This is a genomic window from Mesorhizobium sp. ESP-6-4 (assembly GCF_020164735.1).
In the GTDB taxonomy this organism is placed as follows: domain Bacteria; phylum Pseudomonadota; class Alphaproteobacteria; order Rhizobiales; family Rhizobiaceae; genus Mesorhizobium.
On record NZ_JAIUGS010000013.1, the window covers coordinates 37,111 to 63,370 of the forward strand.

The 26,260-nt window shown below is 64.6% G+C and carries 23 protein-coding genes; 9 read left to right on the top strand and 14 right to left on the bottom strand.

The features are described 5' to 3' along the window. The first annotated feature begins 105 nt into the window (after window positions 1-105). Both LB523_RS21060 and LB523_RS21065 read left to right on the top strand, forming a co-directional pair. The gene (locus tag LB523_RS21060; protein ID WP_224532199.1) at window positions 106-687 is read left to right on the top strand and encodes a DUF308 domain-containing protein; all 582 of its coding nucleotides are present in this window, start codon (window positions 106-108) and stop codon (window positions 685-687) included. A 30-nt stretch (window positions 688-717) separates the two neighbouring features. Further along, window positions 718-1,305, top strand: a complete 588-nt coding sequence (locus LB523_RS21065; protein WP_224606755.1) for a TetR/AcrR family transcriptional regulator — start codon at window positions 718-720, stop codon at window positions 1,303-1,305. Between the two features lie 28 nt (window positions 1,306-1,333). On the opposite strand, the gene LB523_RS21070 is transcribed toward LB523_RS21065, so the two are convergent. The 5 genes from LB523_RS21070 to LB523_RS21090 form a co-directional block, all read right to left on the bottom strand. After that, window positions 1,334-2,863 (bottom strand): YifB family Mg chelatase-like AAA ATPase, encoded by a 1,530-nt coding sequence (locus LB523_RS21070; protein WP_224606605.1) that lies wholly within the window; start codon window positions 2,861-2,863, stop codon window positions 1,334-1,336. 252 nt (window positions 2,864-3,115) lie between these two features. Beyond that, the gene (locus LB523_RS21075) at window positions 3,116-4,183 is read right to left on the bottom strand and encodes a glycosyltransferase (protein WP_224606608.1); all 1,068 of its coding nucleotides are present in this window, start codon (window positions 4,181-4,183) and stop codon (window positions 3,116-3,118) included. A 64-nt stretch (window positions 4,184-4,247) separates the two neighbouring features. Beyond that, window positions 4,248-5,201, bottom strand: a complete 954-nt coding sequence (gene gshB / locus LB523_RS21080) for a glutathione synthase (RefSeq protein WP_224606610.1) — start codon at window positions 5,199-5,201, stop codon at window positions 4,248-4,250. Between the two features lie 80 nt (window positions 5,202-5,281). Then, window positions 5,282-5,656 carry a GtrA family protein gene (locus LB523_RS21085; RefSeq protein ID WP_224606612.1) on the bottom strand — a complete coding sequence of 125 codons (375 nt, stop codon included), beginning with the start codon at window positions 5,654-5,656 and terminating at the stop codon, window positions 5,282-5,284. Then, a complete protein-coding gene (locus tag LB523_RS21090; RefSeq protein WP_224606614.1) occupies window positions 5,656-6,660 on the bottom strand; it encodes a glycosyltransferase in 1,005 nt (334 codons plus the stop codon). The genes LB523_RS21085 and LB523_RS21090 overlap by 1 nt, the downstream gene beginning before the upstream one ends. 128 nt (window positions 6,661-6,788) lie before the next feature. Between LB523_RS21090 and LB523_RS21095 the strand changes: the two genes are divergently transcribed. From LB523_RS21095 to LB523_RS21125, 7 genes are all read left to right on the top strand, one after another. Further along, window positions 6,789-8,582 carry a GtrA family protein gene (locus LB523_RS21095; protein WP_224606618.1) on the top strand — a complete coding sequence of 598 codons (1,794 nt, stop codon included), beginning with the start codon at window positions 6,789-6,791 and terminating at the stop codon, window positions 8,580-8,582. Between the two features lie 246 nt (window positions 8,583-8,828). After that, window positions 8,829-10,178 (top strand): putative bifunctional diguanylate cyclase/phosphodiesterase, encoded by a 1,350-nt coding sequence (locus LB523_RS21100; RefSeq protein ID WP_140635945.1) that lies wholly within the window; start codon window positions 8,829-8,831, stop codon window positions 10,176-10,178. Between the two features lie 530 nt (window positions 10,179-10,708). Next, complete coding sequence (locus LB523_RS21105) at window positions 10,709-11,476, top strand: SDR family NAD(P)-dependent oxidoreductase (protein WP_224606621.1); 768 nt, start codon at window positions 10,709-10,711, stop codon at window positions 11,474-11,476. Beyond that, window positions 11,473-12,408, top strand: coding sequence for a 2-dehydro-3-deoxygalactonokinase (locus tag LB523_RS21110; RefSeq protein ID WP_224606624.1), 936 nt, complete (start codon window positions 11,473-11,475; stop codon window positions 12,406-12,408). The genes LB523_RS21105 and LB523_RS21110 overlap by 4 nt, the downstream gene beginning before the upstream one ends. Further along, window positions 12,405-13,040 carry a 2-dehydro-3-deoxy-6-phosphogalactonate aldolase gene (locus LB523_RS21115; RefSeq protein WP_224606627.1) on the top strand — a complete coding sequence of 212 codons (636 nt, stop codon included), beginning with the start codon at window positions 12,405-12,407 and terminating at the stop codon, window positions 13,038-13,040. Before LB523_RS21110 ends, LB523_RS21115 begins: the two co-directional genes overlap by 4 nt. A 2-nt stretch (window positions 13,041-13,042) precedes the next feature. Continuing rightward, on the top strand, window positions 13,043-13,915 hold the full coding sequence (locus LB523_RS21120) for an SMP-30/gluconolactonase/LRE family protein (RefSeq protein ID WP_411966488.1): 873 nt from the start codon (window positions 13,043-13,045) through the stop codon (window positions 13,913-13,915). Between the two features lie 533 nt (window positions 13,916-14,448). Then, entirely contained in the window at window positions 14,449-15,501 is a 1,053-nt protein-coding gene (locus LB523_RS21125; RefSeq protein ID WP_224606632.1) for a D-alanine:D-lactate ligase-like protein, read from the top strand. A 251-nt stretch (window positions 15,502-15,752) separates the two neighbouring features. Here the strand turns inward: LB523_RS21125 and LB523_RS21130 are convergent, their stop codons facing one another. The 9 genes from LB523_RS21130 to LB523_RS21170 all read right to left on the bottom strand — a co-directional run bounded on the left by LB523_RS21130 (window position 15,753) and on the right by LB523_RS21170 (window position 26,134). After that, window positions 15,753-16,040, bottom strand: a complete 288-nt coding sequence (locus tag LB523_RS21130) for a DUF1330 domain-containing protein (RefSeq protein WP_224606634.1) — start codon at window positions 16,038-16,040, stop codon at window positions 15,753-15,755. A 40-nt stretch (window positions 16,041-16,080) separates the two neighbouring features. Next, window positions 16,081-16,764, bottom strand: coding sequence for an orotidine-5'-phosphate decarboxylase (gene pyrF, locus LB523_RS21135; protein WP_224532197.1), 684 nt, complete (start codon window positions 16,762-16,764; stop codon window positions 16,081-16,083). Between the two features lie 23 nt (window positions 16,765-16,787). Beyond that, window positions 16,788-17,384: an NADPH-dependent FMN reductase gene (locus tag LB523_RS21140; RefSeq protein ID WP_224606637.1), complete on the bottom strand. Its 597-nt coding sequence runs from the start codon at window positions 17,382-17,384 to the stop codon at window positions 16,788-16,790. A 356-nt stretch (window positions 17,385-17,740) separates the two neighbouring features. After that, complete coding sequence (pmtA, locus tag LB523_RS21145) at window positions 17,741-18,346, bottom strand: phospholipid N-methyltransferase PmtA (protein WP_140544800.1); 606 nt, start codon at window positions 18,344-18,346, stop codon at window positions 17,741-17,743. Window positions 18,347-18,492: 146 nt separating this feature from the next. Beyond that, window positions 18,493-19,620: a molecular chaperone DnaJ gene (gene dnaJ, locus LB523_RS21150; RefSeq protein WP_095769451.1), complete on the bottom strand. Its 1,128-nt coding sequence runs from the start codon at window positions 19,618-19,620 to the stop codon at window positions 18,493-18,495. A gap of 201 nt (window positions 19,621-19,821) precedes the next feature. Further along, window positions 19,822-21,738, bottom strand: coding sequence for a molecular chaperone DnaK (dnaK, locus tag LB523_RS21155; RefSeq protein ID WP_140845306.1), 1,917 nt, complete (start codon window positions 21,736-21,738; stop codon window positions 19,822-19,824). A 521-nt stretch (window positions 21,739-22,259) separates the two neighbouring features. After that, a complete protein-coding gene (locus tag LB523_RS21160) occupies window positions 22,260-23,228 on the bottom strand; it encodes a substrate-binding domain-containing protein (protein ID WP_095769453.1) in 969 nt (322 codons plus the stop codon). A gap of 18 nt (window positions 23,229-23,246) precedes the next feature. Then, window positions 23,247-24,542 (bottom strand): ABC transporter permease, encoded by a 1,296-nt coding sequence (locus tag LB523_RS21165; protein ID WP_224532183.1) that lies wholly within the window; start codon window positions 24,540-24,542, stop codon window positions 23,247-23,249. Then, entirely contained in the window at window positions 24,539-26,134 is a 1,596-nt protein-coding gene (locus LB523_RS21170; RefSeq protein WP_224606640.1) for a sugar ABC transporter ATP-binding protein, read from the bottom strand. The genes LB523_RS21165 and LB523_RS21170 overlap by 4 nt, the downstream gene beginning before the upstream one ends. Between the last annotated feature and the right edge of the window lie 126 nt (window positions 26,135-26,260).

Below are 26,260 nucleotides of genomic sequence, written 5' to 3' on the forward strand. Positions count from 1 at the left end.
GATCACGTAAACGAGATATCGAGGTGATCGGCGACCGGTCCACAAGGCATTGACGATTTTCAATCTACCTACTAGTTGGTAGGCAATTGAATGAAAGGAACCGTCATGCCTGCACGAATGAACCATGCCCAGTCCTCAAACGGCTGGCTCAAAAGCTACTATTTTCTGCGGTTTGCCGTGTCGGCGGCCTGGGTCGCGATAGCCGTCACCGTCGCGAAGTCGGTTCCGCCGCTCGCCGCCGTAATGCTGGTGGCCTACCCCGCCTGGGACGCGCTCGCGAACTATGTCGACGCGCAGCGCAGTGGCGGCTTGGGCCGCAACAAGTCGCAGCTCCTCAATTTCGCCGTCAGCATCGTCACCGCAATCGCGGTCGCTATCGCGCTTGGCCGCAGCATGAACGCGGTGCTCGCGGTCTATGGGGTCTGGGCGGTCGTCTCCGGCGCGTTTCAGCTTCTCACCGCGGCGCGTCGCTGGAAGAGTAACGGCGCCCAATGGGCGATGATCCTGAGTGGCGCGCAATCAGCGCTGGCCGGCCTCTTTTTTGTCAAGATGGCGGGCGGCGCCGAGGCCATCGGCATCGCCAATGTCGCGCCCTATGCAGCTTTCGGTGCCTTCTACTTCCTCGTGTCCGCCGTGTGGCTGTCGGTCAGCGATATCCTTCGCAAGTCGCCGCAGGCCGTGCGTTGAGATTTCCTCCGCCGGAGGTTAGGCATGTCCATGGACAAGCCGTCGAACACCGCCGATGACATACTGGCCGCCGCGCGACGCTTCATCGTCGCCGGCGGCTATAACGGGTTCAGCTACGCCGATATCGCCGACGTGGTCGGTATCCGCAAAGCCAGCATCCATCATCATTTCCCGAGCAAGGTCGACCTGGTGCAAAGCCTGGTCAGGCGCTACCTCGAGGATGCCGTGACGGGCATGACGGAGCTAGAGCGCAGTGTGCCTGCGCCGCCTCAGTTGCTGCGCACCTATGCCGACTTCTGGGCGCAGTGCATCGAGGATGCGAGCAGGCCGATCTGCGTCTGCGCGCTGCTTGCCAGCGAGCTTCCGGCCCTTCCGCCCGAGGTGGCCGCGGAGGTCCGGGCCTATTTCCGGTTTCTCTCGGGGTGGCTGACCGGCGTTATCGAGCGCGGCGCCGCGCAAGGCACATTGACGATCGCCGCCGCGCCGCGCGTGGAGGCGGAAGCCTTCATAGCGACCGTGCACGGGGCGATGATTTCCGCGCGGGCCTATGGCGATGGATCGAGCTTCGCCATGATCCTGGCACCGACGCTGCAGAAGCTGATCCCGGCGCAAGATTGAAGAGGGATGAAAGCCCGATACGCCCGCTTCACGCCGCCTGCGCCATGCGCTGCGCGCTCATGCGATAAGAGATCGCCTCGGCCAGATGGATGCGGCCGACGGTCTCGCTGGCGTCGAGGTCGGCCAGCGTGCGCGCCACTTTCAGCACGCGGTGATAGGCCCGCGCCGAAAAGCCGAGCTTTTCGCTGGCGTCCTTGAGCAGCGTCAGCCCGGCGCTATCGGGCTTGGCGATCTCCTCGATGATCGAGGGCGGGCAGTGCGCGTTGGTGGTGGCGCCCGCGCCCAGTCTTTCCAGCCTTTCGCGCTGCATGGCACGCGCACGTGCCACGCGCTGCGCCGCCGAAGCGCTCGTCTCGGCCTTGTCCGGCCGGATGAGGTCGCTCGCCGAGACCGCCGGCACCTCGATCCTGAGGTCGATGCGGTCGAGCAGCGGGCCGGAAATGCGCGCCTGGTATTCGGTGCGGCAGCGGTCGCCGCGCAGGCAGCGATAGCCGGGCTCGCCCGACATGCCGCAGCGGCACGGATTCATCGCCGCCACCAGCTGGATGCGCGCCGGATAAGTGACGCGGTGGTTGGCGCGCGCGATCATGCAGTCGCCTGTTTCCAGCGGCTGGCGCAGCGCATCCAATGTCTGCGGCGTGAATTCCGGCAACTCGTCGAGGAACAGCACGCCGTGATGGGCGAGCGAGACCTCACCCGGACGCGCGCGCAGCCCGCCGCCCACCATCGCCGCCATCGAGGCCGAATGATGCGGGGCGCGGAACGGCCGCCGGTCGGTCAGCTTGCCTTCGCCGAGCTCGCCGGCGACGGAAGCGATCATCGACACTTCGAGCAGCTCCTTCGGCGCCAGCGGCGGCAGGATCGAGGGCAGGCGCTGCGCCAGCATCGACTTGCCCGAGCCGGGCGGCCCGACCATGAGAAGGTTGTGGCCGCCGGCGGCAGCCACTTCGACCGCCCTCTTGGCGCTCTCCTGGCCCTTGATGTCGGCGAGATCCGGCAGGTCGCGCGCGGCAAGCTGGATGCCGGCCTCGGGCCGTGACAGCACCTGCGTGCCGCGAAAATGGTTGGCGACGGCAATCAGGCTGCGCGGCGCAAGGATATCGAAATCCTTGCCTGCCCAGGCCGCTTCCGGGCCGCAGGCGAAGGGACAGATCAAGCCCTTGCCTTCGGCATTGGCGCCGATCGCCGCCGGCAGCGCGCCGGCAACGCCGGCGATCGTGCCGTCGAGCGACAATTCGCCAAGCACCACATAGCCGGCGAGCATATCACCCGGGATAGCGCCAAGCGCCGCCATCAGCCCGAGCGCGATCGGCAGGTCGTAATGGCTGCCTTCCTTGGGCAGATCGGCCGGCGCGAGGTTCACCGTCACCTTCTTCGACGGCATCGACAGGCCCGACGCATGCAGCGCCGCTTGCACGCGCTCGCGGCTTTCGGCCACCGCCTTGTCCGGCAGGCCGACGATCTGCATGCCGACCTTGCCGGGCGCGACCATCACCTGGACATCGACCGGCAAGGCCTCGATGCCCTGGAAAGCGACCGTGCGAACCCGCGCTACCATTTATCCAAAACCCTCAGCCTCAACGCGCCCGTATCCACCATCGGGCCGCGAGCGCCTACAATGCAGACAACCATAGATTTTCGAAACACGCAAGAACATTACAGGAACATCTATCCGCGAAGATGGTGGATTTCGGCCAAAGCTTCTTCTGGGCTAAAAGGCCGAGGCGCGCCCGAGCAGCCGCTATCGCCGCGTGCTCTCGACCTGTTGAACAAGGCGAGTAGTCCCTCCGGCAATCCGGGCTGTTGCCGTCTAGGCGGTGATGAAGGCATCGACCGTGCCTGAAAGCGATCGATCGATTGCGATGTGGGGTGGAAGCCACTCCATGACAGGATATCGGAAAGGCCAAGGCATGGCGAGCCGGCGCAAAGAGCCGCTTTCCAGAAAAATCTCATTTACAAGGTCTATGAACCGCCGGCGGTCTCGCTCAACTCGTTTCAAAGTTTGCGAACGAATATAAGCCCGGGGGATTCGTCGCTCCTTCAGCGCTAAGACAGCCTCCGCGATGGATCGAGGGTCGGGTGGAACTGTAAGCGAATATTCGTCATCGAGATAAAGGTCTCGACCACCATGGTTCGGGGTCGTGACAACAGGTAGCCCCGCGAGAAGATACTCTGTGCTGGCGAACATTGGTCCCTCTATTGCAGAGAGACAAATTCCCACGGCTGCACGATTTAGATGCATGTTCACATAAGCCGGCGCCAATCGAACAGGTTTGCCGGTGCTGTCAAACTCATTGATAAACACGTGACCCGGCGCGAGCTCCCTGTGCCGATTTATCCGCGCCCTTTCCGACTCCGTCGTGGATGACCCCACTGAATCACGATAAAAGACAAATGCACAACGCTCGATGCCAAGGGACAAGTCGTGGTGTTTCCACGAAGCCAGTTGCGCATTGTATATTGCATCGAATTCTACAGGGATGTCCTCGAGGGGCCTGAATATGTATTCGGAGGTTGTTGAAGTCTTGTTATGCAGGACGGCGGCCTCACCGGACTGATTCAAGAGATCAGCCTCGGCTTGTGTGTTGGATAGGAAGATTAGCGAGTGACGGGGGTTCCCAAGTCTATGCAGAACGGCATAGGTCCGGATCATTTTGACGCTGGAATTGTTTTCGATGGACCAGGTTGGCGAGATGAGAAACCAGGCACGGTGACTGCGTGGAAGGAGAGGCATGTGACTTGCCAATCCAAGGGGCGTACCGGACATTCCCGAATAGGATATGAACGGATCGTCCGACAGCAAACTTGCCTGAAGAGCAGGTTGCGACTTCGCGGAAGAGTACCACTCTTTCCGGAGATAGCGGCGATGACGCAACATTGCTCCGACAATCTCGGATACGGTAGGAGGCCGATATCCGTGCTGCAGAGTCAACATGCGGCAATTACGCGGCCGACTTCAGCCGCTTCCCTTCCACGCAGTCCCAAAACAAGCTCGCGATATCCGCGCCGCCAAAGCGCTGCACTTCGCGCACGCCGGTCGGCGAGGTCACGTTGATCTCGGTCATGTAGTCGCCGATCACGTCGATGCCGACCAGGATGAAGCCGCGCTCCCTGAGCGCCGGTCCGATGCGGGCGCAGATCTCGCGCTCGCGCTCCGTCAGCTCGGTCTTCTCGGCGCGGCCGCCGACATGCATGTTGGAGCGGGAATCGTGCTCGGCCGGCACGCGGTTGATAGCGCCCACCGGGTCGCCGTCGATCAGGATGATGCGCTTGTCGCCCTTGCGCACGTCCTTGAGATAGCGCTGCACGATATAGGGCTCGCGGAACAACTGGCCGAACATTTCGAGCAGCGAGGCGAGATTGCGGTCGGCCTCGTGCAGATGGAAGATGCCGGCGCCGCCATTGCCGTAGAGCGGCTTGACGATGATGTCGCCGAACTCCTTGCGGAAGGCCGCCACTTCCTGGGGGTCCTTGGTGATCAGCGTTTCCGGCATCAGGTCCGGGAATTCGGTGACGAAGATCTTCTCCGGGCTGTTGCGCACCCAGGCTGGGTCGTTGACCACCAGCGTCTTCGGATGGATGCGCTCCAATATGTGCGTGGTGGTGATGTAATTCATGTCGAAGGGCGGGTCTTGCCTGAGCAGCACGACGTCCATCTCGGAGAGGTCGGTGCGCACCTTCTCGCCCAGCGCGTAATGGTTGCCCTTCTCGTCGCGCACCTGCATCTCCTCGATGCGCGCGAACACCTTGCCGCCCACCATCGACAGCCGGTCGGGCGTGTAGTGGAAAAGCTTGTGGCCGCGCCGCTGCGCCTCCAGCGACAGCGCGAAGGTCGTGTCGCCGGCGATCGACACGGTGGAGACATGGTCCATCTGGACGGCGATCTTCAGCGGCATTTGCGGTCTCCGGGGAACTCAGACGCCCGATATAAGGAAATCGGCGGCGCCTGCCAATCGTGCTCGCTTGGTGCAGAGGCTCAGCGGTCGAAGACCAGCCTGGAGTAGCCGAGGAAGGACAGCGCCATCGCGACAATCGAGGCAAAGGCCAGCGCCGCCAGCGGCGGCAGCGCCGGCAGGGCGAACAGGACGGCGCAATAGACTAGATAGTTGACGACGCCGGTGGCGATGCCGACGCTGCCATAACGCACGCCTTCCTGCGCGATACTCCGGCTCGACGGCGCGAAAGTCAGATGGCGGTTGATCTGCCAGGTGACGCAGAGCGCGAAGCCGATCGACAGCACGCGCGCCGCCATCGGGCCGAGCGGCGTGGCGGCAAGCAGCAGCCAGAGCGCCGCGGCGTCGGCGACGAAGCCGATGCCGCCGGCAAGGGCGAAGCGGACGAGGCGGTCCACTATGCCGCCCGCGACGCCTTGCCCGGTTCGCCCTTGGGCGAGGCCTGCCCGGATATTCCGCGCTCGGCGCGGCCGGAGGAAATCGACAGATAGAAGATGCGCTTCTGCTCGGCCCGGCCGCGCGAAACGGAATCGAGGATCAGGCCGGTCATCATCGACAGCATGGCCAACAGCAGCATGCCGATCGACAGCACCCAGGTCGGCATGCGCGGCACCAGCCCCGTCTGCGCGAACTCGACCAGCACCGGGATCATCAGGCCGATGCTGGCCGCCAGGAAGAACAGCGCGAACGTGCCGAAGAAGCGCAACGGCTGCGTCTCCTTCACCAGCATGGCGAACATCCACAGTATCCTGGCGCCGTCGCGGAAGGTCGACAGCTTCGACGACGAGCCTTCCGGGCGGCGGCCGTAATCGAGCGCCATCTCGCTCACCGGCAGCTTGAGCTGCGAGGCATGCACCGACATCTCGGTCTCGATCTCGAAGCCGCTGGAAACGGCCGGAAAGCTTTTGACGAAGCGGTGCGAAAACACCCGGTAGCCGGAGAAGATATCGGTGAAGTCGGTCCCGAACAGACCCTTGTAGAGGCGGTTGAAGATACGGTTGCCGAAAGCGTGGCCGTTGCGGCCGGCATCGTCGCTCACGCCGCGCCTGGTGCCTACCACCATGTCGGAGCGCTCGGTCTGCAGGACGTTGATCAGCTGCGGCGCATCCTCCGGCGCATAGGTGCCGTCCCCGTCGGCCATCACATAGATATCCGCGTCGATGTCGGCGAACATGCGCCGCACCACATTGCCCTTGCCCTGGCGCGGCTCGCGCACGACGACGGCGCCGGCGGCGCGGGCTTTCAGCGCCGTGAGGTCCTTGGAATTGTTGTCGTAAACATAGATCGCGGCCGAAGGCAGCGTCTCGCGGAAGCGCCGCACGACGTCGCCGATCGTCAGCTCCTCGTTATAGCAAGGCAGGAGCACGGCGATGACCGGCTCGTGGCGGACTGCATGCGGCATGTCTGTCTCCGGACGCTCGATCCAGCCTCCGGCCGTGCTCATGCCGGCCCTGTCGAGCCGTTTTACTATTTATTGAAGCCGTTAAGGCTAGGTTTAAAACCGATCCTCTCCCTTCAAAGGCCACCGCAATGGGCACAGCCGAGACCGGCGCCGCCTGGAAGTCCGATCTGACGCTGGCGCTGCTTGCCGCCCTGCTCGCATTCGTTATCGATGCATGGGCCGGCTTTGGCCAACTGACCGATGCCGGCGGCGACAACGACAATCTGCTGCGCCTCGTCGAGGTCCGCGACCTGCTCGCCGGCCAGGGCTGGTTCGACCTGCACCAATACCGGATGGGGCTGGAAGGCGGCTTCGTCATGCACTGGTCGCGGCTGGTCGACGCGCCGATCGCCGCCATCGCATTTGCGGCCTCGGCGCTCACCGGCAGCAGGCCGCTCGGCGAGGACGTGGCGCAGGTACTCTGGCCGGCGCTGCTCTTCTGGTCGACCTTGTTCTTCACCGCCCGCGCAGCGCGCAGCTTCGGCGGTGGCGGCGCGGTGCTTCCCGCCATCCTGATCGGCGCCGCCGGCTATTATTTCATCGGCATCTATGACCCCGGCGCGCTCGACCACCACAACGCCCAGCTGATGCTCACCATGGCGAGCCTCGCTTTGCTGCTCGAGGCGCCCTCCCGACGCTGGGCCGCGTTGTTGTCCGGCCTCTGCGCCGCGCTGACGCTCGCCGTCGGCATGGAAACCGTGCCCTATGTCGCCACTATCGGCGTGTGCGTGGCGCTGCTGTTCGTCGCCGATCCAGGCGGCGAACGGGCGATCGCCCGGAATTTCGGCCTTGGCTTTGCCGGTGTCGCGGCGCTTGTCTTCGCCGTCACCGTTCCGCCTTCCGCATGGGGCGTGGCGCAGTGCGACGCCTTCTCGGTCGCGCAGTTCGTCGTCGCGGCCATTGCCGGGGTGGGGCTTGCCGCAATCGCTTTCATCGAGCCTGCCGCCGGCAGCTGGCGGCGCAGGCTGGGGTCGCTTGCGCTTCTGGGGGTCGTGCTCGGCGTGGTCGTGGCGGTGCTGTTCCCGCAATGCCTCTCCGCGCCTTATGCCTCCCTCGATCCGCGCCTCAAGGAACTGTGGCTCGACCATATCGACGAGGCCCAGTCGCTGTTCGCGCTGCTTGTCCGCGATCCGGCGCGCGTGGCGGCGCGTTACGCGACGCCGCTGGTCGCGATCGTCCTGATGGCACGGCACTTGCGCCGCGGCGGCTGGCGACGGCAGGACAGCCTCGTTGCGGCACTGCTCGTCGTTGCCTTCGCGGTCGGCGCCTGGCAGGTGCGCGGCACCACCTTCTCGATCGCTTTTGCCGTCGTTCCGTTGTCGGCCTGGATCGCAAAATGGCGGGCGCGGGCCGAAACCAGCTCCTCGCTCGGCGTGGCGCTGCGCCTTGCGGCCGTCTGGCTGGTCTCGATCAACCCGGTCTGGACGGGCGTCGCCGCGGCCGCCTCGATGGCGTTCGAGAAAGGCAAGGCCGTCGCGGACGGCGGCGCCTCGGACAGGACTTGCCAGAAGAAGGCCAGTTTTGCGCCGCTCGGCGGCAAGGCCGATACCACCGTGCTGACGATCTCCAATCTCGGAGCGCCGGTCCTCGCTTATAGCGGCCATCGCGTTTTCGCCGGCCCCTATCACCGCAACGTCGCCGGCAATCTCCTGGCGCTGGACGCCTTTCTCGGCTCGGCCGATGACGCGCGGGCAATCGTCGAGGCGCATCGCGTCGGCCTCGTCGCCATCTGCCCCGGCAATGTCGAGACCCTGATCCTGACCCGGAAGGCGCCGCAGGGTTTCCTTGCCGGCCTGCTGCGCGGCTCCGTGCCGGACTGGCTCGAGCCGATCGGCGAGAAAGGCAGCCCGATCGAGCTCTATCGCCTAAAGCAAGCTGGCTAAAGCAATTCCCGAAGGTGCGAAACGACGTTTGCTGCGCAATTGCATTCCAGAAGAGACCGTTCGATACTTATATTAGCAATTATGCATAAATGAATATTGGAGGTGGGGCTGCCATTTCTTGTCCAAAGCTGAGCCGGCGACGTGCCAAGCAGCTTCTGGACGATGGAAAAATCGATTTTCCGATACTTTTCCTAAACGCTTTGCTGCCACTCTGGCCATAAATACCGACATCAGAACAGAGGCATGATGCAAACGACGTTTGGCACCGGCCAGCCAGGCAAGGAAAATACGGATCTGGCCTTCACGGATTCGTTGACCGGGCTCGGCAACCATCGTCGCTTCTTCGACAAGGTCGATCGCCTGATCAGCGACCGCGCCGACGATCCCGCGCCCTTTACCGTCGGCATCCTCGACCTCGACGGCTTCAAGCCGATCAACGACCTGTTCGGCCACAAGGCCGGCGACGACATCCTGATCCAGGTGGCGATGCGGCTGCGCGCTTCGATGGACGGCTATTCCACCGTCTGCCGCATCGGCGCCGACGAGTTCGCCTACCTCTATCCGATGGTGTTCTCGGAGGAGCAGGCGGCCGAGACGTCGCGCATGCTGATCGAGATATTGTCGGCGCCCTATGATGTCGGCGAGCGCACCGCAAGGCTTTCGGCCTCGGTCGGCTGCTCGCTGTTCTATTCCGGCGACGAGACCACCGAGATCCTTCTCAACAAGGCCGAGACTGCGCTCTATCACGCCAAGCGTTCGGGCCGCGGCCGCGTCGTCGTCTACACCCGCGAGATGGAAGAGGCGGCCAAGCGCGTCACCCGCATCGAGCAGGCGCTGCGCCGCGCCGTCTCGGCCGGCGAGGTCGAACCGCATTTCCAGCCGATCGTCGATTTGAGCAGCCGCCGCACCATCGGCTTCGAGACGCTGGCGCGCTGGACCGACCGCGATCTCGGCGTCGTGCCGCCATCCGTCTTCATCCCGATCGCCGAGGAACGCGGCATCATCGGCCCGCTGTCGCAGCTGGTGCTGCGCAAGGCAGCCGAGGCGGCGCGCAGCTGGCCGAAGGAGCTGTTCTTGTCCTTCAACCTGTCGCCCTCGCAGCTCGTCGACCAGAACACCGGCCTGCACATCCTGGCCATCCTCGACCGCACCGGCTTCGATCCGCGCCGGCTGGAGATCGAGATTACCGAGACTGGCCTGATGAACGATCCGGCCTCGGCCGAGAAGATCGTCGAGGACCTGCGCCGCGTCGGCATCCGCGTCTCGCTCGACGATTTCGGCACCGGCCAGTCGTCGCTCGGCCGCCTGCGCGAGTTCCATTTCGACAAGCTCAAGATCGACCGCGCCTTCGTCTCCTCCATCCTCGACGACCGGCCGTCGGAGCACATCATCCGCGCCATCCTCGCAATGTGCGAAGGGCTCGGCATGGATGTTGTCGCCGAAGGCATCGAGGACGAAGCGCAGGCCGACCGCCTCGTCCAGTTCGGCTGCGCCGGCGGGCAGGGCTATCTGTTCGGCAAGCCGGCCGATGCCGACGCCACGCTCGGCTATCTGCGCGATTCCTATCGCGGAGCGCTGCACGCCAAGGCGATCTGACAAGTTCCCCAGCACAGGGGATTTTGACCGATCGGCTCTGTTTGCGTTGATCGCATGCGCTGGAGATTGGCCGAAACGCCCATCGCGATCGTCATTCCAGGGCGGAGCAGGAGCGAAGCTCCGTCGCGAAGACCCTGGAATCCATGCCGTTACCATCGCCAAGGATCGCAACGGAGCAGAACTTTTGCACCGTGGCGGCGCTTCCAAGTCACGGAATGGATTCTACGGTCTGCGCGCGTCGCTTCGCTCCTTGCTCCGCCATAGAATGACGAGGTTGGGGCGGCTTCAACCAATCCCCGGCGTTTGTGCTGATTTCACGGAAATGAACGGAAAATCTTGCACCAAGACAAACGGCAACCTTTCAAATCCCTATGTCGGGGAACTAGAGCTTTCCGGCTGTTCGGAAGACCGGCCGCCGCCTGCGGCGCGTCGATCATTTGTCGGACATAAGCTACCGAAACCGCCATTTCGTCCTTGCTCCCGGGCCCGGCGTGGCTAGGATGCGCGCCGGCAAAACGGGAGAACGGATCATGATGCCATCGGCGCGTTTCGCCGACCTCGACGGCGCCTCGGTGCTGATCACCGGCGGCGGTTCCGGCATTGGTGCTGCGCTCACCGAAGGTTTTATGCGGCAGGATGCCAAGGTCGCCTTCATCGACATCGCCGACAAGCCAAGCACCGCCCTTGCCGACCGGCTGGAGAAGGAGTTTGGCAGACGCCCGCTCTACCTGAGGGCCGATCTGCGCGACATCGAGGCGCTGCGCGCCGCCGTTGCCAAGGCGGCCAAGGCGCATGGCGACGTCACGGTGCTGGTCAACAATGCCGCGCTCGACGAACGTCACGCAGTGGAAGACGTCACCGTCGAATTCTGGGACAACAACCTTGCGATCAACCTGCGCCCGCATTTCTTCACCGCCCAGGCCGTGGCGCCGGGCATGAAGCGGGCCGGCGGCGGCTCGATCATCAACTTCACCTCCACCTCCTATCTGATCAACCACCCCGATATGCCGGCCTACACCGCGGCCAAGGCGGGCATACTGGGCCTGACGAAAGGTCTCGCCGGCAGGCTTGGGCAGGACCGCATCCGCGTCAACGCGGTGGCGCCAGGCTGGGTCATCACCGAACGGCAACGCAAGCTCTGGGTCACTGACGAGGCGCTCGCCGCCCATGTCGCCAAGCAGTGCATCAAGGATGTCATGCAGCCCGACGACATGGTGGGCACGGTGCTGTTCCTGGCGTCGGACGCCTCGCGCATGCTGACTGCCCAGATGCTGATCGTCGATGGAGGTTTCCTGTGAGCCCGGCACCAGCGGTCGCTGCGCTCGACTGGGGCACGACCAGGCTCAGGGCCTGGCTGCTCGACGGCTCGGGCAAGGTGCTTGCCGAGCGGCGCGGCGACGACGGGCTGATCACCGCCCGCGAAAAAGGTTTTGCCAAGGTGCTGGAAGGCCATCTTGCCGCGATGGGCGCGCCGGAGGCCCTGCCGGTCATCATCTGCGGCATGGCCGGTTCCCGGCAGGGCTGGATCGAGGCGCCTTACGTCACCGTGCCGGCGCCGATCGGCGCGATCTTGCGCGGCGCCGCCCGCGTCGAGGGCTCGGGCCGCGACATCCGCATCGTCCCCGGCCTCGCCCAGCGCCTGGCCGACGCGCCCGACGTCATGCGCGGCGAGGAAACCCAGCTTGCCGGCGCCGGTTTGCCGGCAAAGGGACGCCACCTCGTCTGCATGCCCGGCACGCATTCGAAATGGGTCGCGGTCGCGGACGGTGCGGTCACGGGCTTCGGCACCTGGCCGACCGGCGAATTGTTCTCCATGCTGGCAACGCACTCGATCCTGAAGCATTCGCTGGGCGAGCATCCCGCTCCGGTCGCCGCGGGCAGCCCGTTCTTCCGACAATGGTGCGAGCGGGCTTTGGACGAAGGCGGCGACGTCACCTCGAAACTGTTTGCCATCCGCGCCGCCGGGCTTCTGCAGGATCTGCAGCCCAATGACGCGGCGGCCTGCCTGTCCGGCCTACTGATCGGCGGCGAGATCGCCTCGGTAAGGCGCCGCTATGGCGCCAGCGATGCGCCAGTGGCGCTGATCGCCTCCGGCGCGCTGGCCGAGCTTTATGGCGCTGCGCTCGACCTCGCCGGCCTTGCCTTTCGCAGCGTGGACGCCGATGAAGCGGTGCGCGCCGGCCTCGTCGAAGCCGCGCGCGAGAACGGCATGATTGGAGGCGCTTCATGAGCCAGACCGCACCCTTCCCGAAGCTCAAGCGCGGCCTTGTCGCCATCCTGCGTGGCCTGAAGCCCTCCGAGGCGGTGGCGATCGGCCGGGCGGTCCACGACGCCGGCATCGAGGCGATCGAAGTGCCGCTCAATTCGCCGGAGCCGTTCCTCTCTATCGCCGATCTGGTCAAGGCGCTGCCGAAAAGCGCGCTGATCGGCGCCGGCACGGTGCTGACGGCGACGGACGTCGATGCCTTGCACAAGGCCGGCGGCAAGTTGCTGGTCAGCCCCAACATCGATGCCGAGGTCATGGGCCGCGCCATGCAATATGGCATGGTGACGATGCCGGGCGTGTTCACGCCGACCGAAGCCTTCCAGGCGATCCGCCTCGGCGCCTCGGCGCTGAAATTCTTCCCGGCAAGCGTGCTTGGATCGAGCGGCATCGCGGCGATCCGCGCCGTGCTGCCGGCAACGACGCTTGTCGGCGCCGTCGGCGGCGTTTCCGACAAGGATTTCGCCGGCTACAAAGCGGTCGGCGTCAGTGTCTTCGGGCTGGGATCGAGCCTCTACAAGCCGGGCGCGAGCGTCGAGGACGTGGGGCAGCGCGCCCGCGCCGCGGTCGCCGCCTGGGACGAAGCCTTCGGAGGATGACAATGGACGGCGTTTCGGTTTTTTCCGACCATATCTGCGAGCTCGGCGAGGGCCCGAGCTACGATCCCGCCACCGACACGCTGTTCTGGTTCGATATCGTCAATGGCAAGCTTCTGGAAAAGCCGCTCGCCGGCGCGCTGAAAGTGCATGATCTAGGCGTCATGGCCAGCGCCATTGCGGTCATCGACGCCGACCGCCAGCTGATCGCCACCGAGGTCGGCCTGCAAGTCCGGGACGTCAAGACCGGCAAGCTGACGCTGCACACGCCGATCGAGGCCGACAATCCGCTGACGCGCTCCAACGACTCCCGCGTTCATCCCTGCGGCGCCTTGTGGACCGGCACGATGGGCAAGGACGAGCAGAAGGGCGCCGGGTCGATCTACTGGTTCTTCAAGGGCGAATTGCGCCGGCTGTTTTCGGGCATCACAGTCTCGAATTCCATCTGCTTCTCGGAGGACGGCAAAACCGCCTACTACACCGACACCGCGACCGGGCTTCTGATGCGCGTTGCCTGCGATCCGGCGACCGGCCTGCCGGCCGGCGAAGTGAAAGTGTTCGTCGATCATCGTTCGTCGAAAGGCTATGTCGACGGTTCGGTCGTCGACCGCGACGGCGTGCTGTGGAATGCCGTCTGGGGCGGCAAGGCGGTGAAGGCCTATGCGCCAGACGGCACGCTGCTGCGCGAGATCGCCATGCCGGTGACGCAGGCCTCCTGCCCCGCTTTTGTCGGTTCAAAGGCCGACCGGCTGGCGGTGACCTCCGCCTGGAAAGGCAAGGACGAGAAGCAGCGCGCGCTCGACCCGCAGGCCGGCATGACCTTCCTGCTCGACATTCCAGTCAAGGGGCGCTTCGAGCCGCGCGTGCTGATCGGCTAGTTTCCCGACACAGGCATTTTGAAGGTCCCGGTTGTCGGCAGGCAAGGTTTTTACCGTTCATTCCATGAAATCAGCGCAAACCCTGGAGATTGGCCGAAGCCTCTCAAACTCGTCATTCCAGGGCGAAGCAGCCGCGAAGCGGCGTCGCGGAGACCCTGGAATCCATTCCGTGACCTGAGCTGTGGAGTGCAGCCGAGCAGAATTCTGCACCGTGAGCGGCGCTTCGACGTAACGGAATGGATCCTCGGGTCTGCGCGCGTCGCTTCGCTCCTTGCTCCGCCCGTGGATGACGATCGTGATGGGGGTTTCGGCTAATCTCCAAGGCCGCTCCCCAAGGCAAACATAGCCCGCGGTCAAATCCGTGCTGGGGTATTGGGAGCAATCTTCGCCGGAGTGTTCCATCCGGAATTGCATCAAGACAAGAGATGCGGCGGCCGGCTTACTGTCGCGCAATCGCCTCGGTTCGGTCGGTTTCCCGCAAGCCGGCCACTTCGGGCATGCGATGGTACGCGCCTGATTTCCCGGAGCTTTCGATGCCGCAGCCGACCTTGATCCTTGTCTACGAACCGGAAAAGGCCTGTTTCGACCGGCTGGTCGCCCAAGGTTATCCAGCGGAGCGCGCCATCGAGATCTCGTCCTATCTGGCGCAGTCGACCGACCTTGCGCCGGAATTCAACCAGCTTGCCGAGGCTTGCGAAAGGCGCGGCCTCGCCTTCAGGCCTGTCGAGCTCGACAACGCGGCGCCGGTTCTGGCGGGGGCCGATCCGGCAACGACGCTGGTCTGGACGCTTACCGACGGTATCGCCTACTTCCGTGGCGGCGCAGCACCTGCGCTGGCGCGACTGAACGGGCTGCGCACCATCGGCGCCGACGATTCGCTGTTCGCGCTCTGCCAGGACAAGCTGCGTTCCGGCGCCGTGCTCGGCGCGCTCGGCCTGCCGGCGCCGCAGGCCGGCCTGGCGCGCAACGGCGAATGGCTGGTCGAGCCGCCGGCCTCGCCCAAGGGCTGGTTCGTGAAACCCAACCGGCTCGGCGCCAAGATCGGCATCTGGCCGGATTCGCGCATCAGCGATCTCGGCCATGCGCTGGAGCTTAGCCGGCGTGTTTTTTCGCATTACCGCGACGATGTCGTCGTCCAGCCCTATGTCGCCGGCCGCAACGTGCGGGCGAGCTTCCTCGGGCTCAAACAGGAAACCGGCACGGACGCGCTCGGCATCGTCTTCGTCGATTCCGGCGGCGATTTCCAGACCATGGCCGATTCGATGGCGCTCTATGGCGGGACCGGCCAGGCGGCGAAGGATGCCGGCACCTATGCCGAGCCGGAACTCGAGGCCGTCGCCTCAAGCCAACCGGCAGCTGATCGGAGAATCCGCGCCATCGCGCAAAAGCTGATAAGCGCTCTCGGGCTGCGGGATGTCTTTTCCGTCGATTTCAGGGTCGAGGCCGACGACACCGTGCACCTCATCGAGTTCGAAGTCTGCCCCGGCCTGCCTTGCTTCGATTTCCGCGACTATTGCCGCAAGCAGTGGGGCCTGAGCCTCGCGGACGCTATGGCGGAGACGGCTGGCAACCGGCTCTTGGGTTAACAGGTCGACGTTATGACATTCACGATTGGCTGAGCCCTAACGACTTCGTCATTCCAAGGCGGAGCCAGGAGCGAAGCGACGCGCGCAGACCCTGGAATCCATGCCGCTACCTTGGCCACGGAGTGCAGCGGAGCAGAATTCTGGACCGTAGCGGCGCGTTGAAGTCACGGCCTGGATCCTCGGGTCTGCGCTGCGTCGCTACGCTCCTTGCTCCGCCCGTGGATGACGACGAGATCTGCCTGTTCGACGAACTAGACGCCCTCGACCAGCACGATCTCGCCAGCGGCCACTTTCTGGCGGATGGCGGCGGCGCGCTGGTATTCCGGCGAGTGGTAGCAGTCATGCGCCACGGCCAGCGATTCGAACTCGATGATGACGTTGCGGGCGCGCCCCGGCCCTTCGGCTTTTTCGTGCTCGCCGCCGCGCGCCAGGAACTTCGCGCCGAAGCGGTCGAAGGCGAGCTTCGCGGCGGCGACATAGTCCTTGTAGCCCTCGGCGTCGCGCACATCGACACGGGCGATCCAATATCCCTTCGGCATTCTTTTTCTCCTGTTGTTTTTCGCGAAAGAGGGCCGGTCCTCAGGCGGATTGCATTTCGGCGAGTATCGCCTCGGCCGCAGCGCGCCGGTCCGGCGCGGCGACGATCGGCCGGCCGACGACAAGGTGGCTGGAGCCGTTGCGGATCGCCTGCGCCGGCGTCACCACGCGTTTCTGGTCGCCATGGGCGCTGCCGGCCGGCCGGATGCCCGGCGTCACCACCGCCAGATCGGGTCCGACGATGCGGCGCACCGCCTCGGCCTCCTCAGCCGAGCAGACGATGCCGCCCATGCCGGCATGCAGCGCCTGTTCGGAGCGCCTGAGCACCAGCGTGTGCGGGTCGTATTCATAGCCGGCGTCGATCACGTCCTGCTCGTCCATCGACGTCAGCACCGTCACGCCAAGCAGGCAGAGCTCGCTGCCCCTGGCCGCCTCGACAGCCGCTCTCATGGTTTTTGGATAGGCATGCAGCGTCAGCATCGTCATGCCCATCTTGACGATGTTCTCGACGCCCTTGGCGACCGTGTTGTCGATGTCGAGCAGCTTCATGTCGAGAAACACTTTCGTGCCGCCGCTGGCGAGCTCCCGCGCGAAGTCCAGTCCACCGGCGAAGGCGAGCTGGTAGCCGATCTTGTAGAAGGAAACAGCGCCTTCGAGCTCGCGCACCGCTCTCTCGGCCTCTTTCAGCGTCGGCAGGTCCAGCCCAACGATCAGCCTGTCCCGCATGGTGTCGGCCTCCGCGAAATTGATCACGCCTCGATCCGGGTGGACAGCATGCGCGAGGTTTCGATCAGTGTACGGCATAGGCGCTCCATCGATTGCTGTAGTCTGGCGTCCCTGAATTGTCCGTCCTCGGCGAAGGCTTCGCCGGCCTCGGAGACCGAGCATTCGGGCGTGATCACCTCCATCTGGCAGCGCACCAGCACCGCGCGCAGATGGTTGATGCAACGTATGCCGGCGAACTTGCCCCCTGAGGACGAACAGAGCCCGACCGGCTTGCCGGCAAGCGGCCTGAACGTATGGCTGCCCTCGCGCCGTACCCGGCTCACCCAATCGATCGAGTTCTTGAGCAATGGCGGGATCGAGCCGTTATATTCGGGCGTCGCGATCAGCAGCCCGTCATGCGCGGCGATCTGCCGGCCGAGCTTGATGGCGTTTTCGGGGATGCCTTTTTCCTTTTCCAGGTCCTCGTCCATGATCGGCAGCGGGTAGTCGCCGAGCGAGATGCGCGTCACCTCCGCGCCCTGCATGGCCAGTTCCTTCTGCGCTACGTCGGCGGTCCGGCCGCTGAAGGCGCCGGTCCGGACCGAGCCGGCGAAGACGAGGATTCTTGGGATCACTGCCATTGGCCACCCTTGTTCGGGGACAGGTACAGCCAAGGAGCATTCAAATCAACGAGGGGTGGCAGAAAACGTTCGAGGATTGGTCGCCACCTACCAACTTCGTCATCCACGGGCGAAGCAGCCGCGAAGCGGCGTCGCGAAGACCCGAGGATCCATTCCGTTACCCCAATCGTAGAGCGCAGCGGAGCAGAATTCTGGATCGTCGCAACGCTTCGAAGTCGCGGAATGGATCCTCGGGTCTTCGCGACGCCGCTTCGCTCCTTGCTCCGCCCGTGGATGACGAAGTGACGGGCGTTTCGGCCAGTCGCCAGGACGCTGCCGCCACTGGCGATGCCCTGAAACACTTTCGCAGGTAGAAACTAATGCGCTGCGCGCCGATAGATCCACAGCTGCGTCGGCGGGATGTTGCGGAAGATGAAATCGAAATGCTCGACCGTGTAGTCGCCGCGCCCGGCCGGGATCGGCGACAGCGGGCCATAGGTCAGCTGCACGATCGGCCGCCCAGCGGGAATGCGGTCGAGCAGGCTTTCGATATAGGCGATGCGCTGGGCGACCGGGAAATTGAGCAGCGGCACGCCGGAGACGACCGAATCGAACACCATGTCGCGCTTGTCGCCGAGCGTGGCATTGAGATTGAAGGCGTCGCCCTCGATCACGTTGACGCCGGGATAGAGCCCGCGCAGATGGCGCACGAAGTCGGTCGAATATTCGACCGCGTAGAGGTTTTCGGGCTTCACGCCCTGGGCCAGGATGGCGCGGGTGATGACACCGGTGCCGGGCCCGACCTCGAGCACCGGCAGGCCCGATCTCGGATTGACGATCGACGCCATCTTGCGGGCGGTGATGGAACTGGTGGGAACGATCGAGCCGACCGTTTTCGGCTTGTCGATCCAGCCTTTGAAGAACTTAAGCTCGTCGTCGAATTTTTCGGCTAGCGCTTTGCGCAACCCGGGACTACGTGCCATCACGAGCTCTCCTCAATGCTCAGCCTCCCGCTCCGCTACTTAGCAGGTGGGTGGGACAAGGCAAGGCGTCAAGCTGGCATAAGGTGTTGATGACGCTTGGGCACCGGATCGCCCCCGATGCCGTGCGAAATGCGCGCCTGCGGCAATCAGTTTTCGCCGAACGACTCGAAGAAGTCCTTCATGCGCGCGAAAAAGCCGCTCGACTGGGGCGAATTGTCCTTCGAGGAGATCTGCTCGAACTCTTCCAGCAGTTCGCGCTGGCGGCGCGTCAGGTTCTGCGGCGTCTCGACCGCCGTCTGGATATAGAGGTCGCCGACATTGGGCTGGCGCAGCACCGGCATGCCCTTGCCCTTCAAGCGGAACTGGCGACCGTTCTGCGTGCCTTCCGTCACCTTGACCTTGGTCTGGGTGCCATCGAGCGTGGTGACCTCGAAGGAGCCGCCAAGGGCTGCCGTCGTCATCGAGATCGGCACCTTGCAATAGAGATCGGCGCCGTCACGCTGGAAGAATTCGTGCGGCTTGACCGCCAGGAAGATGTAGAGGTCGCCGGGCGGTCCGCCGCGCAGGCCCGCCTCGCCCTCATTGGCCAGCCGGATGCGGGTGCCGTCCTCGATGCCGGCCGGGATGTTGACCGACAGCGAGCGTTCCTCGGTGACGCGGCCCTGGCCGGCGCATTTCGGGCAGGGGTCCTTGATCGTCTGGCCGCGGCCCTGGCATTGCGGGCAGGTGCGCTCGATCGAGAAGAAGCCTTGCGTGGCGCGCACCTTGCCGTGGCCGTGGCACATCGAGCAGGTCACCGGCTGCGTGCCGGGCTTGGCGCCGCTGCCGGAGCATTCCGAGCAGGAGATCGAAGCCGGCACGCGGATCTGCGCCGTCTTGCCGGAAAAGGCTTCTTCCAGCGTGATTTCCATGTTGTAGCGCAGGTCGGCGCCGCGCTCGCGGCCGCCCGACGAACGGCGTTGGCGGCCGCCCATCATGTCGCCGAAAATATCCTCGAAGATGTCGGCGAAGCCGCCGGCGCCGAAACCGTGCGCTGCGCCGTTCATACCGCCTTCGAAGGCGGCGTGGCCGAAACGGTCATAGGCGGCGCGCTTCTGCGGGTCCTTCAGCGTCTCGTAGGCTTCGTTGATCTCCTTGAACTTGTGCTCGCAGGCGTGGTCGCCGGGGTTGCGGTCGGGATGGAACTGCATGGCGAGCTTGCGGAAAGCGCTCTTGAGTTCCTTGTCGTCGGCGCCTTTTTGCACGCCCAGCGTTTCGTAGAAATCAGCTTTCATTTTTTCCCGCTGTCCGGATGCTCAATGTCTTCAAGCATTGTTGGCGACGTTTGCCGGCACGTTCTTGGATTTAGGAGCGATGTTTCCCGGATGCTAGTACTAAGCCGGGCCGCTCCGGGTTTTTCTGTCACTTTTTCGACTGGGGTTGCAAAAAAGCCCGGCCTTCCGCCGGGCTTTTCGCATGATCCGCCGTCAGCCGGCTCAGGCCGACTTCTTCTTCTCGTCGTCTTCGTCGATTTCCTCGAAGTCGGCATCGACCACGTCCGAATCCTTGGCGGCGTCCGCCTTGGCGTCGGCTTCGGCCGCTTCCTTCTGCGAGGCCTCGTACATGGCCTGGCCGAGCTTCATCGACACTTCGGCGAGCGACTGCGACTTGGCCTCGATGTCGGCCGGGTCGTCGCCCTCGGCTGCGGTCTTCAGCGCGGCGATCGCATCCGAGATCGCGGTGCGGTCAGCCTCTGAGACCTTGTCGCCATAGTCCTTCAGCGACTTCTCGGACGAATGCACCAGCGCTTCGGCCTGGTTGCGGGCCTCGACGAGGGCACGGCGCTTCTTGTCCGCGTCGGCATTGGCCTCGGCGTCCTTCACCATCTTCTCGATGTCGGCGTCGGACAGACCGCCCGAAGCCTGGATGCGGATCTGGTGCTCCTTGCCGGTGCCCTTGTCCTTGGCCGAGACGTTGACGATGCCGTTGGCGTCGATGTCGAACGTGACCTCGATCTGCGGCACGCCGCGCGGGGCCGGCGGGATGCCGACCAGGTCGAACTGACCGAGCATCTTGTTGTCGGCCGCCATCTCGCGCTCGCCCTGGAAGACGCGGATCGTCACCGCCGACTGCGAATCCTCGGCGGTCGAGAAAGTCTGGCTCTTCTTGGTCGGGATCGTGGTGTTGCGCTCGATCAGCCGGGTGAACACGCCACCCAGCGTCTCGATGCCCAGCGACAGCGGCGTCACGTCGAGCAGCAGCACGTCCTTGACGTCGCCCTGCAGCACGCCGGCCTGGATGGCGGCGCCGAGCGCCACGACCTCATCCGGGTTGACGCCCTTGTGCGGCTCCTTGCCGAAGAACTGCTTCACGATCTCCTGGATCTTGGGCATGCGGGTCATGCCGCCGACCAGCACCACCTCGTCGATCTCGCCCGCCTTCAGGCCGGCATCCTTGAGCGCCGCCTTGCAGGGGTCGATGGTGCGCTGCACGAGATCCTCGACCAGGCTTTCGAACTTCGCCCGGGTGAGCTTCATCGTCAGGTGCTTCGGGCCGCTGGCATCGGCGGTGATGAAGGGCAGGTTGATCTCGGTCTGCGTCGTCGACGACAGCTCGATCTTGGCCTTTTCGGCGGCCTCCTTGAGGCGCTGCAGCGCGAGCTTGTCGGCCTTGAGGTCGATGCCCTGCTCCTTCTTGAACTCGGCCGCCAGGTACTCGACGAGGCGCATGTCGAAGTCCTCGCCGCCGAGGAAGGTGTCGCCATTGGTCGACTTCACCTCGAAGACGCCGTCGCCGATCTCCAGCACGGAAATATCGAAGGTGCCGCCGCCAAGGTCATAGACGGCGATGGTCTTGCCGTCCTTCTTCTCCAGGCCATAGGCAAGTGCGGCGGCCGTCGGCTCATTGATGATGCGCAGCACCTCGAGGCCAGCGATCCTGCCGGCGTCCTTGGTCGCCTGGCGCTGGGCGTCGTTGAAATAGGCCGGAACGGTGATGACCGCCTTCTCGACCTTCTCGCCGAGATAGGCTTCCGCCGTCTCCTTCATCTTCTGCAGGATCATGGCCGAGATCTGGCTGGGCGACTGCTTCTTGCCGCCGGCCTCGACCCAGGCGTCGCCATTGTCGCCCTTGACGATCTTGTACGGGACAAGCTTCTTGTCCTTCTCCGTCACCGGGTCGTCATAGCGGCGGCCGATCAGGCGCTTGACCGCGAAGATGGTGTTTTCCGGATTGGTGACCGCCTGGCGCTTGGCCGGCTGGCCGACGAGACGTTCGCCGTCGCTCGAAATGGCGACGATGGAAGGCGTCGTGCGCGCGCCTTCAGCATTCTCGATCACCTTGGGGTCCTTGCCATCCATGATGGCGATACACGAGTTGGTGGTGCCGAGATCGATACCGATAACTTTTGCCATTGTTCTAATCTCTCCTCTAAGCAGGCTCTCTGGACCCTTCAAAAGGCGTTCCGACGAAAGCCCCTGTTCACAAGAAATCCCGTCATGGTCCCCGCTTTTTAGGGCTGGACGGCTGGCGCGTATATAAGAACAGGCGACACAAGGCGCAAGCATCCTGCGCAAGCTGTCCGTCGTCTCGGCAGCGACCCGGAAGAGACCCGCAGCGCTCTGCGCCCGAGCCGGTCTGAGGTCGACCTATCTCACTGTTCTGGCTTGGTTTTTTTGAAACGGCGTCGCTTAGGGCACACAGATCTGCCGACCGCGAAGGTCAGGACTTGCTGTTTCGGGCGTGACTTTCGGTCGCGAAAGAGCGGAAAACCAGCATTGCGGCGACGCTTCGCGCATCCGGCGGCAAGCTGTGGGGAGCGCCTGGCGCTCGGGCAAACCCCTGCCGGGCGCGTGGCCCGGCAGGGGTTGCGGACTTCAAGCAATTCCACGAAAAGCCGCAGCGGTTTTCCGTTCGGAATTGCGTCGAACAGAACCTAGAGCCCGTTGTCCTTCAGGATCTTGGCGGCGTTGTCCTTGGTGATCTTTTCCGTCGGCAGGGTGATGGTCTTCTCGACCTTCTCCCCTTTCAGGAACTTGATCGCCTGGCGCAATCCCTCGGCGCCCGGCGTGACATAAGTGAAGGTCGCCGTCAGCTCGCCCTTGTTCACCATCTGCACGCCTTCATTAGGCAGGCCGTCGATGCCGATGAACTTGATGTCCTTCTCGCGCCCGACATCCTTGGCCGCGAGATAGGCGCCATAGGCCATCGGATCGTTGTGGCCGTAGACGAGGTCGATCTTCTCGTTGGTCTTCAGCGCGTTGGCCATGATGTTATAGGCCTGGTCCTGCTTCCAGTCGCCCGACTGCTGGTCGAGCAGGTACTTGATGCCCGGCTCTTTGTCGGTGAATTCATGGAAGCCGTCATGGCGGTCATGCGCCGGCTGCGTGCCCATGCCGCCCCAGATCTCGACGACGTTGCCGGCCGCCTTGCCCTTGCCGCCCAGGAGCTCGACAGCATATTCGCCAGCCGCCCGGCCGATCAGCTTGTTGTCGCCGCCGACGAACTGCGTGTAGTCCTTGGTTTCGACATTGCGGTCGAGCACGAAGACCGGGATCTTGGCGTCGATCGCCTGCTGCACCACGCCGGTCAGGCCGGCCGATTCCTTCGGCGAGACCAGCAGCGCGTCGACCTCCTGGCGGATCAGGTTCTCGACGTCGGCGACCTGCTTTTCGGTCTTGTCCTCGCCGTCGGTGATGATCAGCTCGACCTCCGGGTGCTTGGCGGCTTCCGCGATGATGTCCTTGTTGAACTGGGCGCGCCAGGGTTCGATGGTCGTCACCTGCGAGAAGCCGATCTTCCACTTCTTGTCCTGGGCAAAGGCATGGTTGCCGGAAAAGAGCGCGGTGGTCGTCACAAGCGCCGCCGCGAAGGTGGCGAGCTTCAGCATATCACGTCGTTTCATGGTCCTGTTTCCTCCGGATTATAGAGACGAGGTCTCCTGTGACGGCCGCTTTGCCGCGGCCGTTTCCTTTTGCGCCGCCCGTCCGCCGGGCAGGCGCAGATAGCTGAGAAGATCGCCGGCGTTGCGCTCCTGCACGAGCACGGTGCCGATGATGATCGCCCCCTTCAGCACCAGCTGAAGGTTCGAATTGATGTTGTGCAGCTGCAAGATGTTTGACAGCAGGCCGAAGATCAGCACACCGCAGAAGGTGCCAACCAGGCTGCCGCGCCCGCCCATCAGGCTGGTGCCGCCGATGACCACGGCGGCGATGGCGTCGAGCTCCAGTCCGGCGCCGGCATCGGGCTTGCCTTGGCGGTATTGGGCCACGTAGAGCACCGCCGCGATGCCGGCGAGCAGGCCCGACACCGCATAGGTGGCGATCTTGACGCGCCCGGCGGCGATGCCGGAAAGCCGCGCCGCCTCCTCATTGCCGCCGATGGCGTAGACATAGCGGCCGAAGGGCGTGAAGCGCAGCACCGCGCCGTAGATCACGACCGCGCCGAGGAAGAACAGGCCCGGCATCGGCACGATGCCGAACACCAGCGAGCGCAGGATCTCGAAATCGGCGGTGGCGTTCGAGCCGGTATAGACCGGCAGCACCGCGTTGTTCTGGCCGGCGGTGAGCCTGGCGATGCCGAGTGCCGTCACCATCATCGCAAGTGTCACGATGAAGGGCTGCAGCCGGCCGGCGACGATGATGAAGCCGTTGATGGTGCCGAACAGAAGGCCGACGCAAGGCGCCACCAGCAGCACGCCGAGCACGCCGAACTTGGTCTCGACCTGCGGCAGCAGGTACCACAGCGAAAGGCAGCACAGCGCCACGCCGACGACGCCCGGAATGATCAGCCCGCGCGCCTTGTCCAGTCGCGCGTCGCGCCCGGCTTCCGCCCCGGCGCGGGATTTCTCGATGTTGAGCAGGATGAAGCGGGTGGCCAGCACTCCGAGGCAAAGCGCCGCCAGCGCGGTCGTCGGCACGCCGAGCGCCGCCGACGGCGTGACGCCCGGCACGGTGAGCAGCATGGCGCAGACGACCGAGCAGATCGCCATCAGCGAGCCGACCGAAAGATCGATGCCGCCGGTCAGGATCACCGCCGTCATGCCGGTGGCGATGAGGCCGGTGGTCGACACCTGGCGCAGCACGTCGAGCAGGTTGCCGTAGGACAGGAAGATGTTGTTGCCCTTGGAGCTGATCGGCGAGCCGAACACGCCGATCAGGAAGATGGCGATCAGCCCCCAGTACAGCTTGGTGCGGGAAACAAGGCTGATAAGGTTCATGCGGCTGGTCTCGCTGCCCGTCTTGGTGTGGCAAGTCTTGGCGCGGCAAGCCGCATGATCGCCTCCTCGCTGGCCTCGGCGCGGGACAGGATTCCACGCTGGCGGCCCTCGGCCATGACCAGGATGCGGTCGGCCAGATGCAGAAGCTCGGGCAGTTCGGAGCTGATCACGGCAATCGCCAACCCGTCGCCGGCCAGCTTGAAGACGAGGTCGTAGATTTCGCGCTTGGCGCCGACATCGATGCCGCGCGTCGGCTCGTCGAGCAGAAGCACGCGCGGCCGGGTCGCCAGCCACTTGCCGATCACCACCTTCTGCTGGTTGCCGCCGGACAGCGTGCCGGCGGCCTGCTCGATGCTTTCGCAGCGTATGCCGAGCGCGCCGACCGCATCGCGTGCCAGGCCGCGCTCGCCCGAGCGCGAGCGCAGGCCGAAGCGCGCCAGCGCGCCGACCAGAGGCAGCGCGACATTGTCGGTGATCGAGGCTTGGAGATGCAGGCCTTGCGTCTTGCGATCCTCGGTCACCAAAGCAATGCCGAGCCGGCGGGCCTCGCGCGGCGAGCCGATCTCGACCGGCACGCCGTCGAGCCGAATCTCGCCGCCGGTGCGGCCGTCGCTGGAGCCGAAGATCGCCTCCAGGATCTCGGTGCGGCCGGAACCCAGCAGCCCGCCGATGCCGAGGATCTCGCCGGCCGCAAGGTCGAAGCTGACGCCGTCGATCATCGTGCGCCAGCCATGCCGGTCGGGCTTCGACAGCGACAGGTCCCTGACCGAGAGCACCGCTTCGCCGCCGGGGGCGCGCTCATGATCGGAGGAAGCGAGAAGGTCGCGCCCGACCATGGCCGTGATGATGGCGTCTTCGTCCAGCCTTGCCATGTCCCGCGTCAGCACGTGGCGTCCGTCGCGCAGCACCGTCACCCGACTGGCCAGATGCATCACCTCGTCGATGCGATGCGAGATATAGACGATCGCAACGCCGCTTGCCGCGAGCTGGCCGATGATGCGGAACAGTCTCTGGCACTCGGCCGGCGACAGCGCCGAGGTCGGCTCGTCCATGATCAGGATGCGCGCCGACTTCGACAGCGCCTTGGCGATCTCCACCAGTTGCTGCTCGCCAACCCTGAGCGTGCCGACACGCGCCTCGGGATCGAGTTCGATGCCGAGACGCTGCAGCAGCGCGCTGGCAGTGCGGCTGCTCGCCTTGCGGTCGACGACCAGCCCGGCGATCAGCTTTTCGCGGCCGAGGAAGATGTTGTCGGCGACGCTGAGCTCGGGAACGAGGTTGAGCTCCTGGTGGATGATGGCGATGCCGGCGTCCTCGGCGTCGCGGACGCCGGTGAAGCGGACTGCCTGACCGTCGATCGCCACGGCGCCTTCGTAGTCGGTATAGACGCCCGACAGGATCTTCATCAGCGTCGACTTGCCGGCGCCGTTCTCGCCCATCAGCGCATGCACCTCGCCGGGCCTGAGGTCCAGGCTCACATCGGACAGCGCGGCGATGCCGCCGAACCGCTTGGAAATGCCGGTCGCGCTCAGGACGACGGTTGGACCGTCGGCGGCCGCATTGCCAGTCGTGGTGGAATCAACGCGCTGCATGGCAAAGGACGGCCTCCCTCCGTCGTCTTCGATGGTTTGAGACGCTAATCTAAACGTTTCGAATGTGTCAAGCGCATATCTGGTTGCTGAGGATTGATGCATTTCAATTCTTGCGAAAAAAGCCGG

Excerpts from the sequence above, each read along its gene's own strand:
- LB523_RS21060 (WP_224532199.1), top strand. The coding sequence starts at position 106 with ATGCCTGCACGAATGAACCATGCCCAGTCCTCAAACGGCTGGCTCAAA.
- LB523_RS21065 (WP_224606755.1), top strand. The coding sequence starts at position 718 with ATGGACAAGCCGTCGAACACCGCCGATGACATACTGGCCGCCGCGCGA.
- LB523_RS21070 (WP_224606605.1), bottom strand. The coding sequence starts at position 2,863 with ATGGTAGCGCGGGTTCGCACGGTCGCTTTCCAGGGCATCGAGGCCTTG.
- LB523_RS21075 (WP_224606608.1), bottom strand. The coding sequence starts at position 4,183 with ATGTTGCGTCATCGCCGCTATCTCCGGAAAGAGTGGTACTCTTCCGCG.
- gshB (WP_224606610.1), bottom strand. The coding sequence starts at position 5,201 with ATGCCGCTGAAGATCGCCGTCCAGATGGACCATGTCTCCACCGTGTCG.
- LB523_RS21090 (WP_224606614.1), bottom strand. The coding sequence starts at position 6,660 with ATGCCGCATGCAGTCCGCCACGAGCCGGTCATCGCCGTGCTCCTGCCT.
- LB523_RS21095 (WP_224606618.1), top strand. The coding sequence starts at position 6,789 with ATGGGCACAGCCGAGACCGGCGCCGCCTGGAAGTCCGATCTGACGCTG.
- LB523_RS21100 (WP_140635945.1), top strand. The coding sequence starts at position 8,829 with ATGCAAACGACGTTTGGCACCGGCCAGCCAGGCAAGGAAAATACGGAT.
- LB523_RS21105 (WP_224606621.1), top strand. The coding sequence starts at position 10,709 with ATGATGCCATCGGCGCGTTTCGCCGACCTCGACGGCGCCTCGGTGCTG.
- LB523_RS21115 (WP_224606627.1), top strand. The coding sequence starts at position 12,405 with ATGAGCCAGACCGCACCCTTCCCGAAGCTCAAGCGCGGCCTTGTCGCC.
- LB523_RS21120 (WP_411966488.1), top strand. The coding sequence starts at position 13,043 with ATGGACGGCGTTTCGGTTTTTTCCGACCATATCTGCGAGCTCGGCGAG.
- LB523_RS21125 (WP_224606632.1), top strand. The coding sequence starts at position 14,449 with ATGCCGCAGCCGACCTTGATCCTTGTCTACGAACCGGAAAAGGCCTGT.
- LB523_RS21130 (WP_224606634.1), bottom strand. The coding sequence starts at position 16,040 with ATGCCGAAGGGATATTGGATCGCCCGTGTCGATGTGCGCGACGCCGAG.
- pyrF (WP_224532197.1), bottom strand. The coding sequence starts at position 16,764 with ATGCGGGACAGGCTGATCGTTGGGCTGGACCTGCCGACGCTGAAAGAG.
- LB523_RS21140 (WP_224606637.1), bottom strand. The coding sequence starts at position 17,384 with ATGGCAGTGATCCCAAGAATCCTCGTCTTCGCCGGCTCGGTCCGGACC.
- pmtA (WP_140544800.1), bottom strand. The coding sequence starts at position 18,346 with ATGGCACGTAGTCCCGGGTTGCGCAAAGCGCTAGCCGAAAAATTCGAC.
- dnaJ (WP_095769451.1), bottom strand. The coding sequence starts at position 19,620 with ATGAAAGCTGATTTCTACGAAACGCTGGGCGTGCAAAAAGGCGCCGAC.
- dnaK (WP_140845306.1), bottom strand. The coding sequence starts at position 21,738 with ATGGCAAAAGTTATCGGTATCGATCTCGGCACCACCAACTCGTGTATC.
- LB523_RS21160 (WP_095769453.1), bottom strand. The coding sequence starts at position 23,228 with ATGAAACGACGTGATATGCTGAAGCTCGCCACCTTCGCGGCGGCGCTT.
- LB523_RS21165 (WP_224532183.1), bottom strand. The coding sequence starts at position 24,542 with ATGAACCTTATCAGCCTTGTTTCCCGCACCAAGCTGTACTGGGGGCTG.
- LB523_RS21170 (WP_224606640.1), bottom strand. The coding sequence starts at position 26,134 with ATGCAGCGCGTTGATTCCACCACGACTGGCAATGCGGCCGCCGACGGT.